General features: G+C 57.0%; 25 protein-coding genes. 7 read left to right on the top strand and 18 right to left on the bottom strand.

The features are described 5' to 3' along the window. Positions 1–38: 38 nt before the first annotated feature. The 7 genes from acpP to IB213_RS06720 all read right to left on the bottom strand — a co-directional run bounded on the left by acpP (position 39) and on the right by IB213_RS06720 (position 5,258). Complete coding sequence (gene acpP, locus IB213_RS06750; RefSeq protein WP_019575021.1) at positions 39–278, bottom strand: acyl carrier protein; 240 nt, start codon at positions 276–278, stop codon at positions 39–41. 105 nt (positions 279–383) lie between these two features. Further along, entirely contained in the window at positions 384–1,121 is a 738-nt protein-coding gene (fabG, locus tag IB213_RS06745) for a 3-oxoacyl-ACP reductase FabG (RefSeq protein WP_192405801.1), read from the bottom strand. After that, positions 1,118–2,062 (bottom strand): ACP S-malonyltransferase, encoded by a 945-nt coding sequence (gene fabD / locus IB213_RS06740; RefSeq protein ID WP_192405800.1) that lies wholly within the window; start codon positions 2,060–2,062, stop codon positions 1,118–1,120. The genes fabG and fabD overlap by 4 nt, the downstream gene beginning before the upstream one ends. Positions 2,063–2,121: 59 nt before the next feature. Beyond that, complete coding sequence (locus IB213_RS06735) at positions 2,122–3,099, bottom strand: beta-ketoacyl-ACP synthase III (RefSeq protein ID WP_191723106.1); 978 nt, start codon at positions 3,097–3,099, stop codon at positions 2,122–2,124. A 6-nt stretch (positions 3,100–3,105) separates the two neighbouring features. Next, positions 3,106–4,158 (bottom strand): phosphate acyltransferase PlsX, encoded by a 1,053-nt coding sequence (gene plsX / locus IB213_RS06730; RefSeq protein ID WP_191723107.1) that lies wholly within the window; start codon positions 4,156–4,158, stop codon positions 3,106–3,108. A 112-nt stretch (positions 4,159–4,270) separates the two neighbouring features. Beyond that, positions 4,271–4,453: a 50S ribosomal protein L32 gene (gene rpmF / locus IB213_RS06725; protein ID WP_191723108.1), complete on the bottom strand. Its 183-nt coding sequence runs from the start codon at positions 4,451–4,453 to the stop codon at positions 4,271–4,273. Between the two features lie 253 nt (positions 4,454–4,706). Beyond that, positions 4,707–5,258 carry a DUF177 domain-containing protein gene (locus IB213_RS06720; protein ID WP_192405799.1) on the bottom strand — a complete coding sequence of 184 codons (552 nt, stop codon included), beginning with the start codon at positions 5,256–5,258 and terminating at the stop codon, positions 4,707–4,709. Positions 5,259–5,283: 25 nt separating this feature from the next. Between IB213_RS06720 and IB213_RS06715 the strand changes: the two genes are divergently transcribed. Together IB213_RS06715 and IB213_RS06710 are read left to right on the top strand one after the other, a co-directional pair. After that, positions 5,284–5,883, top strand: coding sequence for a Maf family nucleotide pyrophosphatase (locus tag IB213_RS06715; protein WP_191723110.1), 600 nt, complete (start codon positions 5,284–5,286; stop codon positions 5,881–5,883). After that, on the top strand, positions 5,880–6,653 hold the full coding sequence (locus IB213_RS06710; RefSeq protein WP_192405798.1) for an SAM-dependent methyltransferase: 774 nt from the start codon (positions 5,880–5,882) through the stop codon (positions 6,651–6,653). The genes IB213_RS06715 and IB213_RS06710 overlap by 4 nt, the downstream gene beginning before the upstream one ends. Positions 6,654–6,780: 127 nt before the next feature. On the opposite strand, the gene IB213_RS06705 is transcribed toward IB213_RS06710, so the two are convergent. The 3 genes from IB213_RS06705 to IB213_RS06695 form a co-directional block, all read right to left on the bottom strand. Continuing rightward, positions 6,781–7,821: a S49 family peptidase gene (locus IB213_RS06705; protein WP_192405797.1), complete on the bottom strand. Its 1,041-nt coding sequence runs from the start codon at positions 7,819–7,821 to the stop codon at positions 6,781–6,783. Positions 7,822–7,897: 76 nt separating this feature from the next. Beyond that, on the bottom strand, positions 7,898–8,557 hold the full coding sequence (locus IB213_RS06700; RefSeq protein WP_191723113.1) for an HAD family hydrolase: 660 nt from the start codon (positions 8,555–8,557) through the stop codon (positions 7,898–7,900). Between the two features lie 35 nt (positions 8,558–8,592). After that, entirely contained in the window at positions 8,593–9,597 is a 1,005-nt protein-coding gene (locus IB213_RS06695) for an RluA family pseudouridine synthase (RefSeq protein ID WP_370551182.1), read from the bottom strand. 601 nt (positions 9,598–10,198) lie between these two features. Between IB213_RS06695 and IB213_RS06690 the strand changes: the two genes are divergently transcribed. From IB213_RS06690 to queF, 4 genes are all read left to right on the top strand, one after another. Further along, positions 10,199–13,177, top strand: coding sequence for an Rne/Rng family ribonuclease (locus tag IB213_RS06690; RefSeq protein WP_192405795.1), 2,979 nt, complete (start codon positions 10,199–10,201; stop codon positions 13,175–13,177). Positions 13,178–13,253: 76 nt separating this feature from the next. Continuing rightward, a complete protein-coding gene (gene yaaA / locus IB213_RS06685) occupies positions 13,254–14,030 on the top strand; it encodes a peroxide stress protein YaaA (protein ID WP_192405794.1) in 777 nt (258 codons plus the stop codon). 46 nt (positions 14,031–14,076) lie between these two features. Then, a complete protein-coding gene (locus IB213_RS06680; RefSeq protein WP_370551181.1) occupies positions 14,077–14,934 on the top strand; it encodes a 2OG-Fe(II) oxygenase in 858 nt (285 codons plus the stop codon). A gap of 76 nt (positions 14,935–15,010) precedes the next feature. Beyond that, positions 15,011–15,859 carry an NADPH-dependent 7-cyano-7-deazaguanine reductase QueF gene (gene queF / locus IB213_RS06675; protein ID WP_191723117.1) on the top strand — a complete coding sequence of 283 codons (849 nt, stop codon included), beginning with the start codon at positions 15,011–15,013 and terminating at the stop codon, positions 15,857–15,859. Positions 15,860–15,899: 40 nt separating this feature from the next. On the opposite strand, the gene IB213_RS06670 is transcribed toward queF, so the two are convergent. The 7 genes from IB213_RS06670 to IB213_RS06640 all read right to left on the bottom strand — a co-directional run bounded on the left by IB213_RS06670 (position 15,900) and on the right by IB213_RS06640 (position 22,203). Beyond that, positions 15,900–16,808, bottom strand: a complete 909-nt coding sequence (locus IB213_RS06670; protein WP_191723118.1) for a carbohydrate kinase family protein — start codon at positions 16,806–16,808, stop codon at positions 15,900–15,902. Between the two features lie 28 nt (positions 16,809–16,836). After that, a complete protein-coding gene (locus tag IB213_RS06665; RefSeq protein WP_192405793.1) occupies positions 16,837–17,979 on the bottom strand; it encodes a zinc-ribbon and DUF3426 domain-containing protein in 1,143 nt (380 codons plus the stop codon). A gap of 61 nt (positions 17,980–18,040) precedes the next feature. Continuing rightward, on the bottom strand, positions 18,041–18,928 hold the full coding sequence (gene prmA, locus IB213_RS06660) for a 50S ribosomal protein L11 methyltransferase (RefSeq protein WP_192405792.1): 888 nt from the start codon (positions 18,926–18,928) through the stop codon (positions 18,041–18,043). A gap of 85 nt (positions 18,929–19,013) precedes the next feature. Then, a complete protein-coding gene (gene accC / locus IB213_RS06655) occupies positions 19,014–20,372 on the bottom strand; it encodes an acetyl-CoA carboxylase biotin carboxylase subunit (RefSeq protein WP_191723120.1) in 1,359 nt (452 codons plus the stop codon). 85 nt (positions 20,373–20,457) lie between these two features. Further along, the gene (gene accB, locus IB213_RS06650; protein WP_191723121.1) at positions 20,458–20,913 is read right to left on the bottom strand and encodes an acetyl-CoA carboxylase biotin carboxyl carrier protein; all 456 of its coding nucleotides are present in this window, start codon (positions 20,911–20,913) and stop codon (positions 20,458–20,460) included. A 136-nt stretch (positions 20,914–21,049) separates the two neighbouring features. Then, complete coding sequence (locus tag IB213_RS06645) at positions 21,050–21,604, bottom strand: TlpA disulfide reductase family protein (RefSeq protein WP_192405791.1); 555 nt, start codon at positions 21,602–21,604, stop codon at positions 21,050–21,052. Next, positions 21,601–22,203, bottom strand: a complete 603-nt coding sequence (locus tag IB213_RS06640; protein ID WP_191723123.1) for a hypothetical protein — start codon at positions 22,201–22,203, stop codon at positions 21,601–21,603. Before IB213_RS06640 ends, IB213_RS06645 begins: the two co-directional genes overlap by 4 nt. A gap of 263 nt (positions 22,204–22,466) precedes the next feature. On the opposite strand from IB213_RS06640, the gene mpl reads away from it, so the two are divergent. After that, the gene (gene mpl / locus IB213_RS06635) at positions 22,467–23,870 is read left to right on the top strand and encodes a UDP-N-acetylmuramate:L-alanyl-gamma-D-glutamyl-meso-diaminopimelate ligase (RefSeq protein ID WP_192405790.1); all 1,404 of its coding nucleotides are present in this window, start codon (positions 22,467–22,469) and stop codon (positions 23,868–23,870) included. Between the two features lie 78 nt (positions 23,871–23,948). On the opposite strand, the gene IB213_RS06630 is transcribed toward mpl, so the two are convergent. Next, entirely contained in the window at positions 23,949–24,260 is a 312-nt protein-coding gene (locus IB213_RS06630) for a hypothetical protein (protein ID WP_191723125.1), read from the bottom strand. Between the last annotated feature and the right edge of the window lie 44 nt (positions 24,261–24,304).

Raw genomic sequence — 24,304 nt, 5'->3', positions numbered from 1 at the left:
TCAAACCTTATTCTTATCGCTCGGTGCGTAAAGACCTATTAGGCCTTGTGGTGGGTATTGGCGTAGTCGATGGCGTTTTGCACCGTCGTGATTTTTTCAGCATCTTCATCAGGGATTTCGATGCCGAATTCATCTTCCAGGGCCATTACCAGTTCGACCGTGTCCAGGGAGTCAGCGCCCAGGTCAGCCACGAAGGCCTTTTCGTTGGTTACTTGAGACTCTTCAACGCCGAGTTGTTCAGCAATGATTTTTTTGACACGTGCTTCGATATCGCTCATGGTTTCCCTCAGGGGGTTGTGAATGAACCCGCGATTCTAGCCGCTTCAGGGAATCCCCCTTCAATCGGCCTGCCGTCGCGAGGAAACGGCATTCATTTCTTCAAATTACATGTACATGCCGCCATTGACATGCAGCTCGTGACCGGTAATGTACCCAGCCCCTTCCGAGGCCAAGAAAGCCACGGCATTTGCAATGTCAGACGGCTGACCCAATTGGCCCAGCGGAATCTGCGCAGCCAAGGCTGCCTTCTGCTCCTCAGGCAGATCCGCTGTCATATCTGTAGCAATAAACCCAGGAGCCACGCAGTTTACAGTAATGCCTCGGCTGCCAAGTTCGCGCGCCAGCGCACGGCTCATGCCGGCAACGCCAGCCTTAGCCGCAGCATAGTTGGCTTGACCGGGGTTGCCCATGGCTCCGACCACACTGGTAACACTGATAATGCGCCCAAAACGCTGTTTCATCATGGGACGAATAGCCGCACGGCTGAGTCGGAAAACAGCCTGCAAATTCGTGTCAATCACCGCAGACCAGTCATCGTCCTTCATGCGCATTGCCAAGGTGTCACGGGTGATGCCCGCATTATTTACCAAGACATGCAGGCCACCTTCGGACTTCAAGATGCCGTCCATCAAGGCATCTACGCCCGCTGCGTCGTTCACATTCAGATTCACGCCACGCCCCCCCATAGCAGCCAATGCAGCGCTGATACGCTGTGCACCGGCATCTGTGGTGGCGGTACCAATCACGGTATAGCCGCGTTCTGCCAGGGTTTGGGCAATCGCGGCACCAATTCCGCGTGTCGCGCCAGTTACCAGCGCAATTTGTTTCTTTTGTTCGGTCATGCGAGCAATTCTTTCACTTCTGCCAAGGTGACGGAGTCGTACATAGGAGCGCCAACCAAATCAGCATCAATACGCTTGGTCATTCCCGCCAGCACTTTGCCTGGGCCGCACTCTACCAAATGCGTAATGCCACGGGCCTTCATGGCCTGCACACACTCCACCCAGCGCACGGGGCCAAAGGCTTGACGATACAGCGCGTCACGAATAGCTGCAGCATCGGTTTGCACCGTCACATCAATATTGTTGATCACAGGGATCTGAGGCACGCCCAGCTGCAATGCATCCAACGCGACCTTGAGCTTTTCAGCGGCAGGCTTCATCAGGCTGGAGTGGAAAGGCGCAGACACTGGCAGTGGCAACGCACGCTTGGCGCCAGCCTCTTTGACTGCAGAACTGGCCGTTTCCACGGCCAGCTTGGAGCCAGCAATGACTGTTTGGCCTGGATCATTAAAGTTCACCGCTTCAACCACTTCAGTGCCACCCAGTTGGGCCGTCACCACCGCGCAGACTTCCTTGACTTTGTCTGAGGACAGACCCAGTACAGCAGCCATGGCACCAACACCCACAGGCACGGCTTCTTGCATGGCAGCAGCGCGCAAGCGCACCAGAGGCGCCGCTTGGGCCAGCGTTAACACCCCGGCGGCTACCAAAGCGCTGTACTCCCCCAGCGAGTGACCAGCCACGGCATCAGGCATTGCCCCACCTTCAGCCAGCCACACACGCCACGCAGCCACCCCTGCCACCAGCATCACTGGCTGGGTGTTAGTGGTCAGTGCCAAATCTTCCTTGGGGCCGTTTTTGATCAGCGCACCAATGTCTTCGCCCAGGGCTTGAGAAGCTTCTTGCAGGGTTTGAACCACTGCTGGGTGATCACCCCAAGCATCCAACATACCGACAGACTGAGAGCCTTGTCCAGGGAAGACGAATGCGAATTTCTTCATATCACGGTCACTCGTTATTAAAAAAACTGGCTCTAGCGCTTATATAAAAACGCTAGCTGCTACATATTCAGAAGTACGGCACCCCAGGTGAAGCCACCGCCTACACCTTCGAGCATGACGGTGTCGCCCTTCTTGACTTGACCATTGCGCACGCCATAGTCCAAAGCCAAAGGAATGGAGGCCGCCGAAGTATTGCCGTGCTGATCCACGGTCACAATCACTTTGTCCATCGACAGCTTCAGCTTGCGAGCAGTACTTTGCATGATGCGAATGTTTGCCTGATGCGGGATCAGCCAATCAATATCCGCCTCGGTTTTACCTGCCTTGGCCAGAGCAGCATGCGCGGCCTTCTCAAGCACGCCCACCGCCAGCTTGAACACCGCCTGACCGTCCATGGTCAACAAAGGCGAACCCAAGACTTCACCGCCAGAGACATGTCCCGGCACGCACAAGATGCCGACATGGCGGCCATCGGCATGCAAATCACACGCCAAAATTCCCGGCTCTTCCGAGGCTTCGAGCACTACAGCGCCAGCACCATCACCAAACAGGACACAGGTGGTGCGATCATTGAAATCCAGAATACGGCTAAATACCTCGGCACCCACCACCAGCGCACGACTTGCCGCGCCCGAGCGAATCATTGAGTCCGCCACTGTCAGCGCATAGACAAAGCCACTGCACACTGCCTGCACATCAAAGGCAGGACAGCCATGGACACCCAATTTATTTTGCAAAATGCAGGCCGTCGACGGAAAGACCATATCCGGCGTCGACGTTGCCACAATGATCAGATCAATATCTGCTGCGGTCACTCCCGCTGCCTCAATGGCTTTGCGCGAAGCTTCCAGCGCCAGGTCACTGCTGTTTGTGTGCGCATCCGCAAAGTGGCGGGCCTCAATGCCTGTGCGCTCCACAATCCATTCGTGGGAAGTTTCAACCCCACGCTCGGCCAGCTCTGCTGCCAGATCGTGGTTGGTCAATCGACGTTCAGGCAAATAGCTGCCTGTGCCTGTAATGCGTGCGTAGCGTGTCATGTAGTCTCAAGCCGCCGTGGCACCACCGGTGGAAGTACTGTCAGCAGCCACCAGCAAAGTGGCCGCCTGAGCAATTCGCCCCTGCACACGGTCTAGAAGGTTATTTCGGGCTGCATCATAAGCGCGGTTCAGGGCGTGCTCGTAACCAGTGGCATCTGCAGAGCCATGACTCTTGAACACCAAACCACGCAAACCCAGCAAGGCTGCACCGTTATAACGGCGATGATCCATACGACTCATTAGCGCTTTAAGCACTGGATAAGCCAAAATGGCTGCAAATTTAGTGAAGATGTTGCGTTTGAACTCGGTTTTCAATCCACCGACAATCATTGAAGCAACGCCCTCTGAGGCCTTGAGCGCCACGTTGCCCACGAAACCATCGCACACGACGATGTCAACGCGCCCCTTGAAAATATCATTGCCTTCAACATTGCCCACAAAGCGTATGGCGTTCGAGTCACCGGCCTGGCGCAGCAACTCGCCCGTGCGCTTGATCACTTCGCTGCCCTTGATGGCTTCTTCGCCAATATTGAGCAAGCCCACCGAAGGCTCTGCGTTATGGGCATCCAGCGAAGTCACCAAGGCTGAACCCATCACCGCGAACTGCAGCAAATGTTCGGGCTGGCAATCTACATTGGCACCCAAATCCAGCACCGTGGTCGCGCCGCCTTGATCATTGGGCAATTGCGAGGCAATCGCCGGGCGATCAATACCATCCATGGTTTTCAACAAATAGCGTGAGACAGCCATCAAAGCGCCGGTATTACCCGCCGACACTGCCGCCTGCGCCTTGCCATCTTTAACCTGCTGAATAGCCACACGCATCGAAGAGTTTTTCTTGCGACGCAAAGCCACTTCCACAGGGTCGTCCATGGTGACCACTTCCAAAGCATGCACCACTTCAGCACGCTCATGCGTCTGCCAGTTCACAAAAGCCTCTGGCAGGCCTACCAGCAACAACCGGGCATCCGGGTGGGTAGAAAGAAATTGGCGACACGCAGGGAACGTGACACCGGGGCCATGGTCGCCCCCCATGCAATCAACTGCCAGTGTGATCATGAATGACTTACCGGTCCGCTGCAGACCAAAAAACTGGAAAAAGCAGCATTAAAAAAACAAAAGCCCGAGCTACAAGACTAGTAGCTACGGGCCTTAAGTCAGTTGAAGCTGATTAAGCTTCAGACTTGTTCTTCAGCACCTGGCGACCACGGTATACACCGTTGGGGCTGATGTGGTGACGCAGGTGAACTTCGCCAGAAGTGGCTTCCACAGCGATTCCGGGCACATTCAGTGCATTGTGCGAACGGTGCATACCGCGCTTGGAAGGAGATTTTTTGTTTTGCTGAACAGCCATGATGGCTCCTGAGTCTTAAAAGGGTTGGTAAAAACGCGATCAGCCCATTAAAGACACGAGGGGGTTTCGCGTGAAGCCCCCGATTATAACGCAAACTGTGAAAACAAAGAGAACCGATCCCAACTCACTGGAATCAGCCCTGCTTGCTCAGGATGAGCGCCGTGTCTTTTCAAGGTGTGTGCAATACAGCTACCCGTAGCACACACGCCTCAAGCCACCCAAAAGATGGCTTGCAACTAATCACTGATGGAAATCAATCTTGGCCTGCATTCTTGCGCAGCCCGGCCAACACTGCAAACGGATTGGGTTTTTCCGTACTGGCTTCTTCGAAATCATCGTCACTTGAGGCCATGGGCATGACTTCAGGACACTCATCGTGCATAGGCACCAAAGGCAGCTCCATCAGCAACTCGTCTTCAATCAGCGCACGCGCATTGAAGTCTTTGCTCATGGCCAACAAATCCTCTTCAGCCTCATCATCCATCGCTTCTGCTGCAGCCTCATCCTTCACAAAGCGGAAGGAACGGTCTACATACAACGCGATGTCTGCCATGTTCAAACAGCGCTGGCAGGTCATCGGCACATGACCTTCAGCTTGCACATGCAGCCAGTAGTGGCCTGCGCCACCGGTTTCAGGTACGTGCTCGCCTTGCGCAGACCAAACCACAGCCATACCTTCGGAAGGGGCTTGTGCTTCTTGCTGCAGACGCTCAAATGCAGATAACGGGTCTTGTCCCTCAATGAGTGCGCCTGCCTTAGCAAACGCGGCTACATCAAGGTGATCCAGAGAAAAATCCTTGCTCATGGCGGCAGTGTAAGAGAATCCCAGCATGCTTGAATCAGTCACTCCACAGCGCCCCTTGATTCTGGGGTCAACCTCCCGCTACCGCCGTGAATTGGTGGAACGTTTGAACCTGCCATTCACCACCGCCGCCCCTGACGTGGATGAAACCCCCGCACCCGGCGAAGCCCCGGGAGATTTGGCCCTGCGTCTGGCGCTGGCCAAGGCACACGCCGTAGCCGCACTGCACCCTGATGCCATCGTGATCGGCTCTGACCAAGTCTCAGACCTTAACGGCCAGCCCATGGGCAAGCCGCTGGTACACGAGCGGGCTGTTCAACAATTGCGATCGATGCGCGGACAGACAGTGATGTTCCACACCGCCGTGGCCGTGGTCTGCAAGGCCACAGGCTTTGAGCAGAGCGATATCGCCGTCATCAAAACCGTTTTCCGCGATCTGACGGACGATGAAATTGAACGTTATTTGCGCGCTGAGCAGCCTTACGACTGTGCAGGCAGCGCCAAGAGCGAAGGCTTGGGCATCAGTTTGCTGGACGCCATCCACAGCGATGACCCTACTGCATTGATTGGCCTGCCCATGATTCGCACCTGCCGTATGGTGCGTGCCGCCGGGATTCAACTGCCATGAGCGCAAAAGGCAAACTATATTTAGTGCCCGCCCCACTGGACTTTGGCTGCGCCACCCAATCGCCCATCACCGATGTGCTGCCTGAACTGACGCTACGCACCGCTGCACGCCTGCAGCACTGGGTGTGCGAGAACGCAAAGAGTACGCGCGCGTATCTCAAGCGTGTCGACGAGCACGTGCCACTGGCCGTACCCATTCAGCAGATGCAGCTGCAAGAGCTACCCCGTGAAGCCCATAAAAAAGGGGACCACGGTGGCAAAGGTGCTGCCGTATTTGATGCCAAGGCGCTACTGGCTGCGGCACTGGCTGGTCATGACATGGGCCTGGTGAGCGAAGCGGGTATGCCTGCGGTGGCCGACCCCGGCAGCTCCATCGTGCGTGCTGCGCACAATGCAGGTATTGCCGTCATCCCACTGGTTGGCCCGGTCTCGCTACTGATGACTTTGGCTGCCAGCGGCCTCAACGGCCAAAATTTTGCTTTTGTGGGCTATTTACCGCAAGACGCAGCGCAGCGCATACAGCGCATCAAAGAGCTGGAGCAACTGGCGCAGCGTTACAACCAGGCCCAGCTTTTTATTGAGACGCCCTACCGCAACGCTGCTCTGTGGCAGGCATTGCTGCACAGCCTGCAACCCACAACGCGTATCGCTATGGCCAGCGGCTTGACGCTGGAGAACGCCAGCATTCAAAGCCGCAGCGCCAAAGACTGGAAGAAGCTGGGCACAGAACCCGACAACCGCACCCCCGTGGTGTTTGCCATCGGCCAATAAGCAAAAAACCACAAAAAAAGAGCGCCTTGCGCTTGATTCATCAGGAGTTCAGATACAAAAGCATCTGAAACTCAAGTTAGATCAGCGCAGGACGCTCTTTTAATTGACAGCTGCTAGCTGTCAATAATTAACGAATGGCAGGCAACATGCCGTGCATAGCATCTACCGCACCACCACCAATGGCTGCGCCAAAACGCTTGGCAAAGCGCTCCGCCATGTTTTCGCTACGCGTGTAATCAATCACCTCTTCGGCCTGCACCACATCGCGTGCCACGCTATCCAAGGTACCAAATTTATCAGCCAAGCCCAACTCCACGGCTTGCTGCCCCGTCCAGAACAAGCCGCTGAAAGTGTCAGCATTCTCTTTTAAACGCTCACCACGGCCAGCGCGCACTACGTCAATGAACTGCTGGTGAATCTGGTTCAACATGGTCTGCGCGTGGGCACGCTGCACCTCTTCCAGCGGACTGAACGGATCCAGCATGCCCTTGTTTGCCCCCGCAGTCAGCAGGCGGCGCTCCACACCCAGTTTTTCCATGGTGCCGGTAAAGCCAAACCCGTCCATGAGCACGCCAATGCTGCCTACGATGCTGGCCTTGTCGACAAAAATCTCGTCCGCAGCCGCGGCAATGTAGTACGCAGCAGAAGCACAGGTTTCTTCAACTACCGCGTAAATCGGTTTTTGATACTGGGCCTTCAAGCGCACGATTTCATCGTTGATCATGCCCGCCTGCACAGGGCTGCCCCCGGGCGAATTGATCAACAGCACCAAGGCGCGTGAACCTGGATCTTCCATGGCACTGCGCATGGCCGCAATCACAAACTCTGCACTGGCGTTGGCGTCCCCGGCAATCGCGCCTTTGATATCAACCACCGCAGTGTGCGGCCCGCTGGTGGCTGAACTGGCACTGTCGCGCCCCATCCACCACAAGCCAGCCACGATCAAGCTCACCCATACAAACCGCCAAAAAATGCGCCAGCGACGCGCCGAACGCTGCTCGTTCACTGTGGCGAACACCAGACGCTCCAGCACATCGCGCTCCCAGCCTGCAGCAGCGGGCTTGGCAGCATTGGGGGCTCCAGAAGCGGCACGCGCCCACAAGTCTTGGCCCGGCAGCGGCTCTGAGCCAGCGGCACCCTGGTTGTCAGGAGTGGAATGGGGGTTCATAGAAGCTTTACTCTCTCAAAATCAAGCCAGTACGCCAGTATGCCAGCGGGCCCAGCAATCAACGGTGACAAAACCATCAGGCGTTGGTGCGCAACCACTGGTGCAAATCCTCAACATCGCAAGCCACATGCAAAGGCGTACATGCAGCCAGCTCTGCACCAGCATGGGCGCCATAGGCGACGCCCACGCTGGCACAACCGGCGTTTTGTGCCATTTGCAGATCGTGCGTGGTGTCGCCAATCATCAGCAGCCGTTCAGGCTGCACGCCCAGCTCAGCCATCAACTCTTGCAGCATCAAAGGATGCGGCTTGCCCGCCGTTTCGTCAGCCGTTCGCGAGCTGTCGAACATGCCTCGCAAATCGACGTGCTGCAGCGCTTCATTCAAGCCTCTGCGGCTTTTCCCCGTAGCCACCGCCAGCCAATGCCCGCGTTCACGCAAGCCCTCCAGCATGGGAAGCACCCCTTTGAACAAGGTAATCAACTCTTGCTGCTTGAGATAGTGATAGCGGTAACGACTGGCCAAATCGTTGTATTTGTCTTTGGGAACATCAGGCGCTGCATGCGCCAAGGCTGGCAGCAGCGCCATGCCGATCACATACGAAGCTTGCTCGTCAGTGGGAACTGTCCCCCCCACATCGGCTACTGCCAGCTGAATGCTGCGAGCAATCGCTGCGGTGGAATCAAACAAAGTGCCATCCCAATCGAAGGCAATCAAGTCAAAGCGTCGCACAGTCACGTCAAAAGGCTTTCCAAGTAAAAGAGAGTGCAACTTCAGGCAACAAAGCCTGCCAGCTCCACAGGCAACTGCGAATGCAACTCAATGCGCTCCTGCGTGGCGGGATGGTTGAACTGCAAACGCCAGGCATGCAAGAACATGCGTTTCAAGCCCTGCTTAGGCAAGCGCTTGTTCAAATCAAAGTCACCGTACTTGTCATCGCCAGCGATTGCATGGCCCTGCGAAGACAAATGCACCCGGATCTGGTGCGTACGCCCGGTCTTGATAGTCACTTCCAGCAAGCTCATCGCAGGCAGACCCTGCATGGCACGCGGCGCAAAGTGCGACCGCACCTTGACCAAAGTCAGCGCGCGCATGGCATCAGGATCGTCCACCGTGGTGACGCGCACTCGGCGTTCGCCATCTGCCTGAAGATATTTGTGCAACGGTGTGTCAATGACCTTCTTGTTGACAGGCCACGCCCCGTTCACCAACGCCAAATAGGTCTTGCCCGTTTCACGCTCCCGAAACTGATCTTGCAGCTTGGTCAGCGCCGAACGCTTCTTGGCAACCAGCAAGATGCCAGAAGTTTCACGATCCAGCCGGTGCACCAGCTCTAAAAATTTGGCCTGAGGGCGGGCTTGGCGCAACTGCTCAATTACGCCAAAGCTCACCCCTGAGCCACCATGCACAGCCACGCCCGCAGGTTTATCCAGCGCAATCAGATGATCGTCTTCAAACAGGACAGGGAACTCACGGGCAGGAGCGGGACGTTCGGCTTTTTCTTGCACCTTGTCGGAAATACGGACAGGCGGCAGGCGCACCATATCCCCCATCTCCACCCGGGTATCGGCTTGGCAGCGCCCTTTGTTCACACGTACCTCACCACTGCGAATGATGCGGTAAACGTGTGTCTTGGGCACACCTTTGAGATGGCGCATCAAGAAGTTATCCAGGCGTTGTCCGGCGCTGTCTTCATCCACCTCGATTAACCGCACAGCCACAGCAGCGGAGTTCTGGGTAGGTTCTTGGGGCAGTTTGCCCTCTATAATGTGTTTCACCTGCGCTAATTTATGTGTAAGTGGTTGATTTGTTTGGATTTTAGTCCACCCAGCCATTTCCCCTACGCAGGCAGGTCGATGCCACAGATGCCGTGCCCAAGGAAAAACTGCCCGATTGTCGGTGCTAGCGGGGCGGAATTTGTCTGGTTGACGCATTGAAACACTGAACGGAATCTTCACGTGGATGGTGGTGTTTGGAGCCAGTTGCTCCATGCCATCCGCGCATTAGAAAAACAGCGAGCATGTGGGTACTTCTTTCTTGGTTGCTAGGTATGACGCAGAGGCCAAAGCCTCTGCTGCGTACGCCTGCGCCAAGCACCCACCCCGTAATTTCCGCTGACTCAGGCCGTCGCCATTCGGTGCCGGATCTGCCCACAGCGTCGCTCGCTCCCTGCCCCCTGCCCTTGCCCCCATTGCTGACTTAACGCAGCACGGACGCAATCAGGCCCAGGTCTCGGATTCCCTTTCTTTTTGTTTCAGCGCGACAACCCGGCATTAAAGGCTCCTACAGAGCCTGTCTTTGATCAAGAGTCAAAGGCGTGTCGGCTAGGCAGCGCTGTCGCTGCCAGCCGGTCGCCGCACAACGAAAAGGATACGCATCATGAAGCGGATGCTGATTAACGCGACACAGGCTGAAGAACGCCGTCTGGCGATTGTCGACGGCCAAAAACTGCTCGACTACGAAATCGAAATTGAAGGCCGCGAACAGCGCAAGGGCAACATTTACAAAGCCGTGGTGACACGCGTAGAGCCCTCTTTGGAAGCTTGTTTTGTGGACTACGGCGAAGACCGCCACGGTTTCCTGCCCTTCAAGGAAATCTCCAAGCAATACTTTGCCGAAGGCATTGCCCCCAGCCAGGCGCGCATCAATGATGTGATCAAGGAAGGCCAAGAGCTGCTGGTTCAGGTCGAAAAAGAAGAACGAGGCAACAAGGGCGCAGCCCTGACCACCTTCATCTCGCTGGCTGGCCGTTATGTGGTGCTGATGCCCAACAACCCCCGGGGTGGTGGCGTTTCGCGCCGCATTGAGGGTGAAGAGCGCGCAGAACTCAAAGAAGCCATGGACCAGCTGGACTACCCCAAGGGCATGTCCATCATTGCGCGCACCGCAGGCATTGGCCGCACAGCCCCTGAACTGCAATGGGACTTGAACTACCTGCTGCAACTGTGGACAGCCATTGACGGCGCTGCCAAGTCGGGCAAGGGTGCTTTCCTGATTTACCAAGAATCTAGCTTGGTGATTCGCGCTATCCGTGACTACTTCCACAATGACATCGGTGACATCCTGATCGACACCGACGACATTTACGAACAGGCCCAGCAGTTCATGGCCCACGTCATGCCTGAGCACGCCAACCGTGTGAAGCGCTACCGTGACGATGCACCGCTGTTCAGCCGCTTCCAGATCGAGCACCAGATCGAGTCGGCCTACGCACGCACCGTACAACTGCCTTCTGGCGGTGCCATCGTGATTGACCACACCGAAGCTTTGGTGTCTGTCGACGTGAACTCGGCCCGCGCCATCAAGGGCGGCGATATCGAAGAAACAGCTACCCGCACCAATTTGGAAGCCGCTGATGAAGTGGCACGCCAAATGCGTCTGCGTGACTTGGGTGGTCTGATCGTGATCGACTTCATCGACATGGAGGAATCCAAGAACCGTCGTGAAGTGGAAAACCGCCTGCGCGATGCACTGCGCCAAGACCGCGCCCGCGTGCAGTTTGGCACCATCAGCAAATTTGGTCTGATGGAGATGAGCCGCCAGCGCCTCAAGCCCGCTTTGAGCGAAGGCGCGCACATCAACTGCCCACGTTGCGGTGGCTCTGGTCATATCCGCGACACGGAGTCGTCGGCACTACAAATTCTGCGCATCATTCAAGAAGAGTCCATGAAGGACAACACAGCCGCGGTGCACTGCCAAGTGCCAGTGGAAGTGGCCTCTTTTCTGCTCAATGAAAAGCGCACTGAAATCGCCAAGATTGAACTCAAGCAACGCGTCTCGGTGCTCATGGTTCCCAACAAGTCGCTGGAAACCCCGCACTACAAGCTTGAGCGCCTCAAGCACGACGATCCACGCCTGGAAAACCTGGATGCCAGCTACAAGCTGGCTGAAGAAGTGGAAGATGTGACCAAGGTCACACGCCGCTCGCAAGAACCCACCAACAAGCAAACACCTGTCATCAAGGGTGTGCTGCCTGATGTTCCGCCCGCACCAGAGGCACGCCCACAGCCCGCCCAGCGCCCAGCTGCCGTGGCCAAAGGCCGCAACAACAGCCAGCAGCAAGCTGCCGCACCCCGGATCGAAGTGCGAGAGCAAGGCTTCTTTGCATGGCTCAAGAGCCTGTTTGGCTTCGGCACACGCCCTGCAGCCATCGAACCTGTTGCACCTGCCAAGCCAGAAAGCGCCCGCGAAGGCCGCAGCGGTGAACGCGGTGGACGTAACGGCGAACGCAACGGTCGTGGCCGCAATGGTCGCCGTGACGAACGCAGCGAACGTGTTGAAGGCGGCGATCGCCCCAACCGCGAAACCAACGGCATCGAAAACCGCAACCGCCGTGGCGAGCGCAACGAACGCACAGAGCGCAATGAGCGTCCAAGTGAAAATGCGCGCCCGCAACGCGAGCCACGCAATCGTGAGCGCCAGCCCCGCAACACCGAAGCTACAGAGCAGCGCAATCTGCAAACGGCCAATGCCCAAACCGGTGTGGAACAGGTGTCGCTGGCGCCGGAAACCGAGCGCGCTGAGCGTCAGCCGCGCCGTGAACGCGGTGAGCGTGGCGAGCGCCGTGAGCGCCAGCCGCGCAATGCTGAAATTCAAAATCCAGCAACCGCAGAGCCCACTGCCCAATCGGTGCAAGAAGCTGTGAATGACATTCCAGCCTCGGATGCACAGAGCAATGCAGAGGACGCACCACGCAATGGCCGTCGCTCACGTGACCGCTATGGCCGTGACCGCCGCAATGGCCGCGATCGCAATGGCGCGCCACGTGATGACGAGCAAGCGATGGACACCAGTGCCTCTGAAGAACAAGGCGCAGTCCAAGCTACCGTGGACAACGCTGTGGCCGCCACTCCTGCTGATGACACGACGCAAGAAGCACCACGTCGCAGCTACTTCAGTGCAGCAACTCCAGCGGCTGAAGCAGCCGCTGTAGCGAACGTCGCACCTGTGACTGATGCTGCACCTGAGCCAAGCCAGCCCGTTGCCGTGGCCGCAGCACCTGTCGTTGCGCCAGCGCCAGTCGTCGTTGCCGCACCAGCCGTATCGGCCTCTGCTTCCCCAGCGGTTGCCCCCAAAGCGCCTGCAAGCACTGGCATGCCCCGCATTGCCAGCTACAGCCTGCCCATGGATGCGTTACAGCAGGTCGCGCACGATGCAGGCCTGGAGTGGGTGAACTCGGACGCTGACAAGATTGCAGCAGTACAAGCTGCGATTGCTGCTGAGCCCAAGCCTGTGCGCATTCCCCGCGAACGCCCCCCTGTGGTCGTTCTGGACGAAGGCCCATTGATCTTGGTTGAAACCCGCAAAGACCTCAGTGAGATGGTGCTGCCCTTTGAGCAGCCTGCCAATAACGCCTAAAGCGTAACCAAACAACCGGGGGCCTAGCGCCCCCGGTTGCATCTGTAGCCCTGTATTTCTATGACGGATCGAGCCCATGCTGTTTTTGCTCTCCCCCGCCAAATCGTTGGACTATGAGCGTCCGCTGCCCGCAGGCCTGAGCCACACCCTGCCACCGTTTATTCCACAATCCGCCGAGTTGATTGCCATCCTGCGCCAGCTGGCACCGCACGATGTGGCAGCGCTGATGACCATCAGCGACAAGTTGGCCCAACTGAACACCGCGCGTTACGCATCCTGGCGTACATCCTTCACAGCAGATAACGCACGCCAAGCCCTGTTTGCCTTCAATGGAGATGTATATGAAGGCCTGGACGCTTATTCCTTGCAGGCCCAGGACGTTGTCTGGGCACAGAGCCACCTGCTTATGCTCAGCGGCTTGTACGGTGCTTTGCGCCCGCTGGACTTGATGCAACCGTATCGTCTGGAAATGGGTACCCGCCTGGCCAATGCGCACGGCAGCAACCTGTATCAGTTCTGGGGTACGCGCATTGCCCAGTTGCTCAACGAGCGCCAGGCACAAGACACCCAGCCCGTGGTGGTCAATCTGGCCTCGCAGGAGTATTTCAAATCCGTCGACCTCAAACACCTGAAAGCCCGCGTGGTCGAATGTGTGTTTGAGGACTACAAGGCAGGCAAGTACAAAATCATCAGCTTTCACGCCAAGCGTGCACGGGGTTTGATGGCGCGTTACGCTATCCAAAACCGCCTGACACAGCCGCAACAGCTGATGACTTTTGAGGCTGACGGCTACGCCTATGCACCCGAAGCGTCCAGCCTCAACCGTTTGACTTTCCGGCGCAACGCGGCGTAAAGCAGCGTTGGGTGGTACCTTTGCAACGTTGCGCTAGGAGATTGCCTTGTCACAGTCCTTGGAACAATTGTCTGCCCAGGTCCCCGGCAGCACGCCAGCATTGATGCAATGGCTGCAAACACAGCTGGCTGCAGGGCATGCACCCGCCACACTGCACAAAAGCTTGCTGAAAGCTGGCTGGGCACCTCACATTGCACAAGCGGCACTGGTGGCATGCACCCAGCCCACGCCCAACCCTGCGCGCATTGCACCCATGCCCGAACCCGACCTCAGCCAGCACAGCAACCAAATTGATGTGGGCGACCGCCAGGTACAAGTACTGCTTTCCATGCAGAAACCACGCTTGGTGCTGTTTGGCAATCTGCTCTCGGATACGGAATGTGAGCAGCTGATTGCCGATGCACGCCCTGCCATGGCACGCTCCAGAACCGTAGCCACGCAAGCCCATGGGGAAGAGATCAACCCCGACCGCACCAGCAGCGGCATGTTCTATACACGCGGGCAAACACCCGTGGTCGCACTGCTGGAAGCACGCATTGCCAAGCTGCTGCGATGGCCACTTGAAAACGGCGAGGGGTTGCAGGTACTCAGCTATCGCCCAGGTGCCGAGTACAAGCCGCACCACGACTACTTCAACCCCCAAGAGCCCAGTAGCGCAGCCATCTTGCAGCATGGTGGCCAACGCGTGGGCACACTTGTTATCTATCTGAGTGATGTAGCCGCTGGAGGCTGCACGTTTTTCCCTGAATCTCAGCTGCGCATCCACCCTTGCAAGGGACACGCCGTGTTTTTCAGCTACCCCAGCCCTGAGATACACACCTTGACGCTGCACGGCGGCGACCCCGTGCTGCAGGGCGAAAAGTGGATTGCCACCAAGTGGCTGCGCGAAGCCCCATTTCTTTGAATTGAACTTACAAGCCAAATCAGCTTTTGACGCATATGCAGAAAACGCTGACAGCTATGAATATCTATAAATATTTATGAATACACCTGAACAATCTCAACTGGGCCAGCAATCTGCCTATGCAGACCATTACGACCCCAGCCTGCTCTTTCCGATTCCCCGCACCAGCAAGCGCGAAGAAATTGGCATCACCAGCCAATTGCCTTTTTTCGGTGCCGATTTGTGGACGGCGTTTGAGCTGTCATGGCTCAACCAGCGAGGCAAGCCCCAAGTTGCGCTGGCGCATTTCACCATCCCGTGCGAAACGCCCCACATCATTGAAAGCAAGTCGTTCAAGCTGTACCTCAACAGCTTTAACAACAGCCGCTTTGACAATCTGGAAGCGGTGCAAGAACGTCTGCGCGAAGACGTGAATGAAGCCCTGTGGCGTGGCGCACCTGCGCGCCAATCCTCCGCCGGAGTGCGCGTGATTGCGCAGGAAAGTTTTGAGCTACAAAAAGTGCAGGAACTCGATGGCCTGAATCTGGACCGCCTGGACATTGAATGCGATGACTACACACCGCGCCCCGACTTGCTCAAGGCTGACCACGACAACCCACCAGTGACAGAAATCTTGGTCAGCCACTTGCTCAAAAGCAATTGCCTGGTCACCGGCCAGCCTGACTGGGGCAGTGTGCAGATCAGCTATACGGGTGCCGCTATCGACCAGGAAAGCCTGCTGCGCTACATCGTGAGTTTCCGCAACCACAACGAATTCCATGAGCAATGCGTTGAGCGCATCTTCATGGACATCATGCGCCAGTGCACCCCCCTCAAGCTCAGTGTGTACGCGCGCTACACACGGCGAGGAGGCCTGGACATTAACCCGCTGCGCACCAGCCACCCGATGCCCATACCCGCCAATGTGCGCACCGCGCGGCAATAAAAAAGGAGCCTGATGGCTCCTTTTTTATGACTGACTTCCTTTAGCCTTCAAACGTTGCGGGATCAAAGTCCAGCACGTAATTTTGCGGGCCTTTGCTGGCTACCTTCAGCGCCCCCACACGGCTGCCCAGCGCTGCGCACTTGGTCAAAGGCCAGCCCTTTTCCAAACCAAAAAGGAATGCGCCACGCCATGCGTCGCCGCAGCCAGTAGGATCGACCACGCTTAGCGCTTTGACCGACTTCACCAAAGTCGCCTGTCCTTGCTCCCAGACCTGGCATCCCTCGGCACCCAGAGTCACAACCAAGCCTTGCACCTTCATGGACAACGCGGCCAGGTCCAAGCCGGTGCGGTCACACAGCATTTTGGCTTCGTAGTCATTCACAGCAATCCACGTTGCCTGCTCCACGAAAGTCAGCAGCTCTTGGCCATTGAACATCGGCAGGCCCTGGCCTGGATCAAATACAAAAGGAATGCCTGCTGCCTTGAACTGCGCGCAATGCTCAATCATGGCGTCGCGGCCATCAGGGGAAACAATCCCCACAACAGCACCTTCGCTGCCATCAATCACATTCACATGCGCTTGAGTCATCGCACCAGGGTGAAACGCTGTGATCTGGTTGTTGTCGCTGTCCGTCATGATCATGGCCTGTGCGGTGTAGTTGTCACCCAACTGCTGCACATAACGTGTATCAATACCCATTGCCTTCATGCGACCGATATAGGAAGCGCCATCTTCTCCCACTGTCGCCATTGGCAGAGGGTTACCACCCAGCAACTTCAAGCTGTAGGCAATATTGCCTGCGCAGCCACCAAAATCGCGGCGCAGTGAGGGCACGAGGAACGACACATTCAGAATGTGCAGTTGCTCAGGCAAGATTTGGTCGGCAAATTTGCCTTCAAAACTCATGATGGTGTCAAAAGCCAAAGAGCCGCAGATCAGTGCTGCCATAGTCGAAATTCCGTTTTCTCAATAAAAATCAGGGATAAAAAGCCATCACCCGGTAGCCTGACACCTGCAGATGCAAACCCTGCGTCATGACTGGCAAACTGCCATTCCACTCACTGCGCGCAGCCAGCTCTGCCGGCGCCCCAATCTCTTCGGGGCTAAAGACCTTGCGCACCAGCACCTGATCCTGGGCATCGGTCAGCGTCAGCTCAACAGCAGGCGTGGCCACCAAAGTGGGGGCCTGATTTTGAATACTCAGCCCCAAACGATAGTGATAGGGCTGGGTATCTTGGTTAAAAGAAGAACCTGTCAGCACCACCGACGCAATGCTCTTGCGCGGGGCCAGTTCACAGCGCAAAGCCACGCACATATTCTCAAAAGCAGTGCGCCACTCAGGCTTCCAGGCCACCAAGGTGTTGCGCTCATGCATGGCAATTTGCAGCAGTAATGTGAGCGGTAAAAAAATCACCAGCATGCCCATCACAAAGCGCACTGCGGGCTGGCTCCACCATGCCTTGCGCTGCGCTTGTCTGACGAACGAAGGAATGGGGGCACCAGCGTCATCTTCTTCGTGAACATGCCCTTGCGCCTCTTGCGAGGCATTCACCGCATCAAGGTCTGAATCGGCTGGCTGTTGAGGCTGTGCAAAAGGCTCTGTCAAAGGCTCTGCCAAAGGTGGCTCCCAGTCAGCCTCTGGCACCTCAGAGGCGCCTTTCAGACCGTGAGTTTCCGTGGGCTCTTCGCCTAACGAGGACTCTCGAGGCTCGATGACGCTGTGCATGCGCTGTGCGATCGAATCTGCACGCGCCTGCTGCTGCCCCGCTGTCAGTGCTGGCTGATCCAGCCACGTTTCATCCACCTCCTCAGGTGGCACCGGCAGCTCGTACCCCACCTGAGGCTCTGGCTCTGGCTCTGGCTCTGGCTCTGGCTCTGGCAAAGCTTCGCTGATTGGTGCGTGCTCCTGGCTAGAAACGTCAGGCACCTGAACGGCTTCCGCAGCACTTTGCTGTCCAGCCACTGGAGTAGCCACTGCCTGAACCTCTTGCAGGGACCGCGCAGCATCAAACACTTCCTGGCAACGGCCACAGCGCACCCACCCTTCGGAAATGCGCAATTGATCGGCCACCACTCGAAATTTGGTGCCGCAAGAAGGACAGCAGGTAATGAGGCTCATCGAGCGAAGATTGTAGGAGCAAGCCCTGCGCACTGTGCGCAGGCGTGTTGCACAAAGTGGATTAAGTACGTACTGCCGTCATCAAAATCCAGCCATCCTGGCTGTCAGCCACTTCCAGCTTCAGATAGGGGGCATAAGCCTCTTTCAGCTCATCGGCCTGCTGGGCCAAGATACCCGCCAGCACCAGATGGCCGCCTTCTTGCACATGCCCGCACAGCAGCGGTGCCAGCATTTTCAGTGGTGTCGCCAAAATGTTGGCCAGTACAGTCTGATACTGGCCTTGTGCCAGCTCGGGCAGACCGGCGTGCAGTTGTACCCCATTGGCCTGCGCATTCAGCTCGCACGATGTGACGGCATCTTCGTCAATATCCACGGCATCAATGTCCAGCGCACCAAACTTGGCGGCACCGATGGCCAAAATTCCCGAGCCACAGCCATAGTCCAGCGTGCGGCCCAAACTATTCGCCGGTTGCGTGGCAATCCAGCGCAGGCACATGCGCGTGGTGGGGTGGGTGCCCGTACCAAAGGCAAGACCTGGATCGAGGCGGATACTGACCCTGGCCGCTTCAGGCATCTCATGCCAAGTGGGCACTATCCAAAACTCAGGCGTGATGTCCACGGGCTGAAATTGCGATTGCGTTAGCCGTACCCAGTCCTGTTGCTCAAGTGCATGAATACCCAGCACTTGGCACCCGTCAAAAAAGTCTTGCAACTGCAGCAAGGCTTGGGCTTGCTGGGCTGCGGCCTCATCCGGGAACAACGCCACAATGCGACTGCGGTTCCAGCCTTCTTTAGGCGCAGGCATACCGGGCTCACCAAACAAGGCTTGCTCCGCATCGGTTTGCGCGTCCATATCTTCGACCGATACGCTCAGCGCATCCAGGGCATCGAGCGCATCACTCACATCTTCGACCCGCACTTCTGGGCACATCAGGCTGAGTTCATGCATGTGGCTATTCCTTCAAGCTTTTAAAAAACGAAATGCTGGCCCCCGTTTCCAAGGGCCAGCATGGCTGGTCGTCAATGACTAGAAATTAGCGCTTTTTGCGCTGCTCCAGCCAGTGTTCCAGGTAATGAATATTGGTGCCGCCTTCAGCAAACTTGGCATCCACCATCAAGTCTTGGTGCAAGGGCACATTCGTCTTGATACCTTCAACCACCACTTCAGACAAAGCCGTGCGCATACGTGCCATGGCTTGCTCGCGGGTGTCTCCATAGGTGATCAGCTTACCAATCATGGAGTCATAGTTGGGTGGCACAAAGTAGTTGTTGTACACGTGGGAATCCACACGCACGCCTGGACCACCAGGCATGTGCCACATGCTCACACGGCCAGGCGAGGGCATAAAGCTGTACGGATCTTCTGCGTTGATACGGCACTCAATGGCATGGCCGCGCATCTGGTTGTTGACTTCACGCTGGGTGAAAGGCAACTTCTCGCCAGCGGCAACCATGATTTGCGTGCGCACAATGTCCACGCCCGTGATCATTTCTGTCACAGGGTGCTCGACCTGTACACGGGTATTCATTTCAATGAAATAGAACTCACCGTTTTCGTACAAGAACTCGAACGTACCGGCACCGCGGTAGTTGATTTTCTTGCATGCTGCCACACAGCGTTCGCCCACCTTCTCCACCAGACGGCGGGGAATGCCCGGTGCAGGAGCTTCTTCAATCACCTTCTGGTGACGGCGCTGCATGGAGCAGTCGCGCTCGCCCAGATACACGGCGTTCTTGTGCTTATCGGCCAGCACTTGAATTTCGACGTGGCGCGGGTTCTGAAGAAATTTCTCCATGTAGACCGCAGGATTGCCGAAAGCAGCGCCAGCTTCAGCCTTGGTCATTTGCACAGCATTGACCAAAGCAGCTTCGGTGTGCACCACGCGCATGCCACGCCCACCACCACCGCCAGCGGCCTTGATGATGACGGGGTAGCCCACTGCCTTGGCAATGCGCTTGATTTGTGCTGGATCGTCAGGCAATTCACCGTCCGAGCCAGGCACGCAAGGCACGCCAGCCTTGATCATGGCTTGCTTGGCCGAAACCTTGTCACCCATGATGCGGATGGACTCGGCAGTTGGGCCAATAAACTGGAAACCGCTTTGTTCTACACGCTCTGCAAAGTCAGCGTTTTCAGACAAGAAGCCGTAACCCGGGTGGATCGCCTCAGCGTCTGTCACTTCTGCCGCCGAGATAATGGCTGGCATGTTCAGGTAGCTCAGGGGCGATGCCGCTGGACCGATACACACGGCCTCATCAGCCAATTTGACGTACTTGGCGTCACGGTCAGCCTCGGAGTAGACCATTACGGCCTTGATGCCCATCTCACGGCAAGCGCGCTGGATGCGCAGAGCAATTTCGCCCCGGTTGGCAACCAAAATTTTCTTAAACATGGAAGTCCTCGTTGTTCACCACCCCTTGCGGGGCGAATCGTTCAATCCGTCAAACCCGCGGCTATGGCGCAGGCTCAGGCAGATCTCACTCAATCACGAACAGCGGTTGTCCGTATTCCACGGCTTGGCCGTTGTCGGCCAGGATACGGGTTACGGTACCCGACTTGTCAGCCTCAATCTCATTCAAGATCTTCATGGCTTCGATAATGCAGATGGTGTCGCCTTCTTTGACCTGGTCACCCACTTCAACGAATGCCTTGGCGCCAGGGCTGGCAGCGCGGTAGAAGCTACCGACCATGGGGGACTTGACCTGGTGGCCTGTCACTGCGGCTGGTGCGGCAGCTTCAGCAACCGGAGCGGCAGCGGCAGGGGCGGCTTGCACGGGGGCAGCGGCTTGCATGGGAGCTGCAACAAATTGCTGCACCACGTTACCACCGCTTTTAACGATGCGGACTTTGCCCTCAGCCTCGGTGATTTCCAGCTCCGAGACATTCGATTCGGACACCAAGTCGATAAGGGTTTTGAGTTTACGCAGATCCATGGAAGCTCCAACGGCTAAAAACTAAATAAGGGCGCGAATTTAACCTAAATTCACCCTTCTGCGTGCTTCGCAGAATATTTTTCGCCATCGCCAGCACGGTTTTTTGATCCAAACACTGGCTTTTGTCTCCGTACAGTCAGGTCCATGCAGCCCACTGCTCCAGGTCTTGCTGCGAAAGTTCACCGATTTTACGCTGTTGCGCTTTTCCTTTCGCATCCAACAAGATGGTAAAGGGCAAACCACCGTTAATGTTGCCAAGGCTGCGTGTCAACGTCACGCCACCAGCACCGGCCAGCACCACCGGAAAATCCAGAGGCTGGCGCGCCAGCCATTTGTTGACTGCCGCTGCTTGATCGACGGCAATCCCCAGCACCTGGATGGCATGCGCACCACGCGCAGCCTGCTCTTGGGCAAAGCGGTTAATCATGGGCAGCTCTCGTACGCAGGGAGGGCACCAGGTGGCCCAGAAATTCACCAGCAGTGGTTTTCCGCGCAACGACGCCAAATTCAGTGGCGCGCCATCGGGCTGTGCCAGCTGCAAGCCCCAGAAAGCGGCAATGGCTTCTTCATTGCCAGTCGCGCCTTCCAGTTGACTCCAGCCCACCCAAGCACCGCCAGCCGCGGCTGCCAGAGCCACGCCACCGGCCATCCAGCGGCGGCGGTCTTTAGAAAATACCTGCCCCTCGCTCATACCTCATCCTCCGCCAACAACAGCTGCCGCAACGCATCGATATCCCCCCGTGGGCGACGACCCTGAGCATCAGGCTTGAGTGCTCCACGCAGATCGTCATAGTCATACACCATCAGATGCACGCCCACGTTTTCACCCAAGGGCTTGCACAGACTGCTGATGCTCAGTGCATCGACCATCTCGCCATTAAAGCCCGAGGTTTGTGTCACGTCGTACTGAACGTTGCGATTGATCAGCGCAATTTCGGCAGACTTGGAATCATCGCAAAACAGCTGGATATAAATATCAGACATGCGGGTGGCCGTGCCGCGCCAGACAGCGCCGGTCAGGTGGGGGCGAAACTCTTGCACGCGCTCCATCCACACCAGCGCCAGCTCGCGCAAAGCGTGCAGCTCTTGCGGCTGGGTGTCAGCGCAAAAAATTTCAATGTATTCGCGCACAGCCTCTTCCAGCGCATCGTTGTCAGGCAGTTGCGTACGGGCAGGCAAACCCAATTGTTTGACCGCACGACGCTTGGCAGCCGCCCACTCCAAACCCTCTTCCACCACCATCCGGGCTGCGGTCTGGGCAATTTCCTGAGTTGCAGAAGATGAATACATACTTTGCTCTGTTCCTGAATCGCTCAAGCTGCCATTATGAGAACACCGCAGCCAGCGGCAGCGGCAGCAACACGTGCAGCGCACAGGTTTATTTATAACAAGAGCTGCTTGCGCTTATGCAGCAACACTCTCCAATAGATATCACTTCGAAATCCTTATAAACGCTACGTAATAAGCTCCTGTTTTGCATGAGCAGCAGTTTTGCAAATGCTTGCGTGCTGCAATACACGCCAAGCGCAGGTGCCACCTTAGAATGCCCTTCCATGCATATTCATATCTTGGGCATTTGTGGCACCTTCATGGGCGGCGTGGCCGCCCTGGCACGCGAGGCAGGCCATACCGTAACTGGCTGCGACGCAGGTGTTTACCCCCCCATGAGCGATCAACTGCGCGCACTGGGCATTGAACTGATTGAGGGATTTGGCACAGAGCAACTCAGCCTCCAGCCTGACATGTACGTGGTGGGCAATGTGGTCAGTCGCCAGCACCTGGAAGACGGCACACCCAAATTCCCGTTGATGGAAGCCATTCTTGACCAAGGCCTGCCCTACACCAGCGGCCCGCAATGGCTGAGCGAACACGTGCTCCAAGGCCGCCACGTTCTGGCTGTGGCCGGCACCCATGGCAAAACGACCACCACGTCCATGCTGGCTTGGATCCTGGAGTGCGCCGGCTTGACGCCCGGCTTTTTGGTCGGCGGTGTGCCACTGGACTTTGGCGTATCAGCACGACTGGGCCAGCAAGCCACAGGCCAAGAGCGCCCCTTGTTTGTGATTGAAGCCGACGAATACGACACGGCTTTCTTCGACAAGCGAAGCAAGTTCGTGCACTACCGCCCCCGCACAGCGGTGTTGAACAACCTGGAGTTCGATCACGCCGACATCTTTGCCGATCTTGCAGCGATTGAGCGTCAATTTCATCATTTGATCCGCACAGTGCCCGCATCGGGCCGCGTGGTGTTCAATGGCATTGAACAAGCGCTTGTGCGCGTACTGCACCAAGGCTGCTGGAGCGAACAGCGCAGTTTTGGCGCAGCAGTCAGTGATTTCACGGCAGAAGGCGTGCACCACGCATTCGATGTTATGCAGCAAGGCAAAAAAGTGGGCCGCGTGGAATGGGCGCTGAGTGGAGAGCACAACCAGCTCAACGCCCTGGCAGCCATTGCTGCTGCCGAACACGTAGGCGTCAGCCCCGCTGTGGCTGCTGAAGCTCTGGGCCGTTTTCACAACGTCAAACGCCGCATGGAACTGCGCGGCTCCGTCGCTGGCATTGCCGTCTATGACGATTTTGCCCACCATCCCACAGCCATTCGCACAACGCTGGACGGTCTGCGCCAGCGCGTGGGCCAGCAGCAACGCATCCTTGCAGTGTTCGAGCCACGCAGCAACACCATGAAGCTGGGCACCATGAAGGCACAGCTTCCGTGGTCGCTCAAAGAGGCCGACCTGGCGTTTTGCCACACTGCCGGCCTGGACTGGAATGCGGCCCAGGCGCTGACCGACCTGGGCGAGGCTGCCTTTACCTCTGACAACGTGGACACCGTGGTGGCACAGGTCATGGAGCATGTTCGCCCCGGCGATCAGATCGTCTGCATGAGCAATGGCGGCTTTGCGGGCATCCACGGCAAACTGCTGGCAGCGCTGCAATACAAATTTGCGACGGCCTGACTGGCCCGCACCTCCAACAAAAAAACCGACTGCATGCAGTCGGTTTTTTGCGTAGCGCCTGAAGCGCTCTGTTCATGTTCAATAAGTCATTGTCATCGTACCGACATCGACCTTGATTACAGGGCGGCCCAGCACTGCATGGGCCGCACGTGCGTAGGCATGAAACCACGCTTCATCAGTCAGACGGCGAGCCCCCGCTTCGCGTGCGACCACCAGCACCTTGTCGGCCAGCAGCACCTTGCCGCTGGGGCGCAGAGGCTCACAATCCAATGCGGTGAACTGATCGTCCAGCCAGCGCCGTGCTTCCTCATTACCCATGGGTGGCAGGCGGCTGAGATCCGCCCGAAATTGCTGCTCAGCACTCAACTGCACAATGACTTCACTGATCATGTGGGACCTTTCTGCAAAGCGCGCGCTTTGATCAAAATATTGCT

This window comes from Comamonas sp. CMM02, from assembly GCF_014851485.1.
Classification (GTDB): Bacteria; Pseudomonadota; Gammaproteobacteria; order Burkholderiales; family Burkholderiaceae_C; genus Comamonas; species Comamonas avium.
The sequence above is the reverse complement of the archived record's forward strand: the minus strand, read 5'-3'. Positions and strand labels throughout refer to the sequence as shown.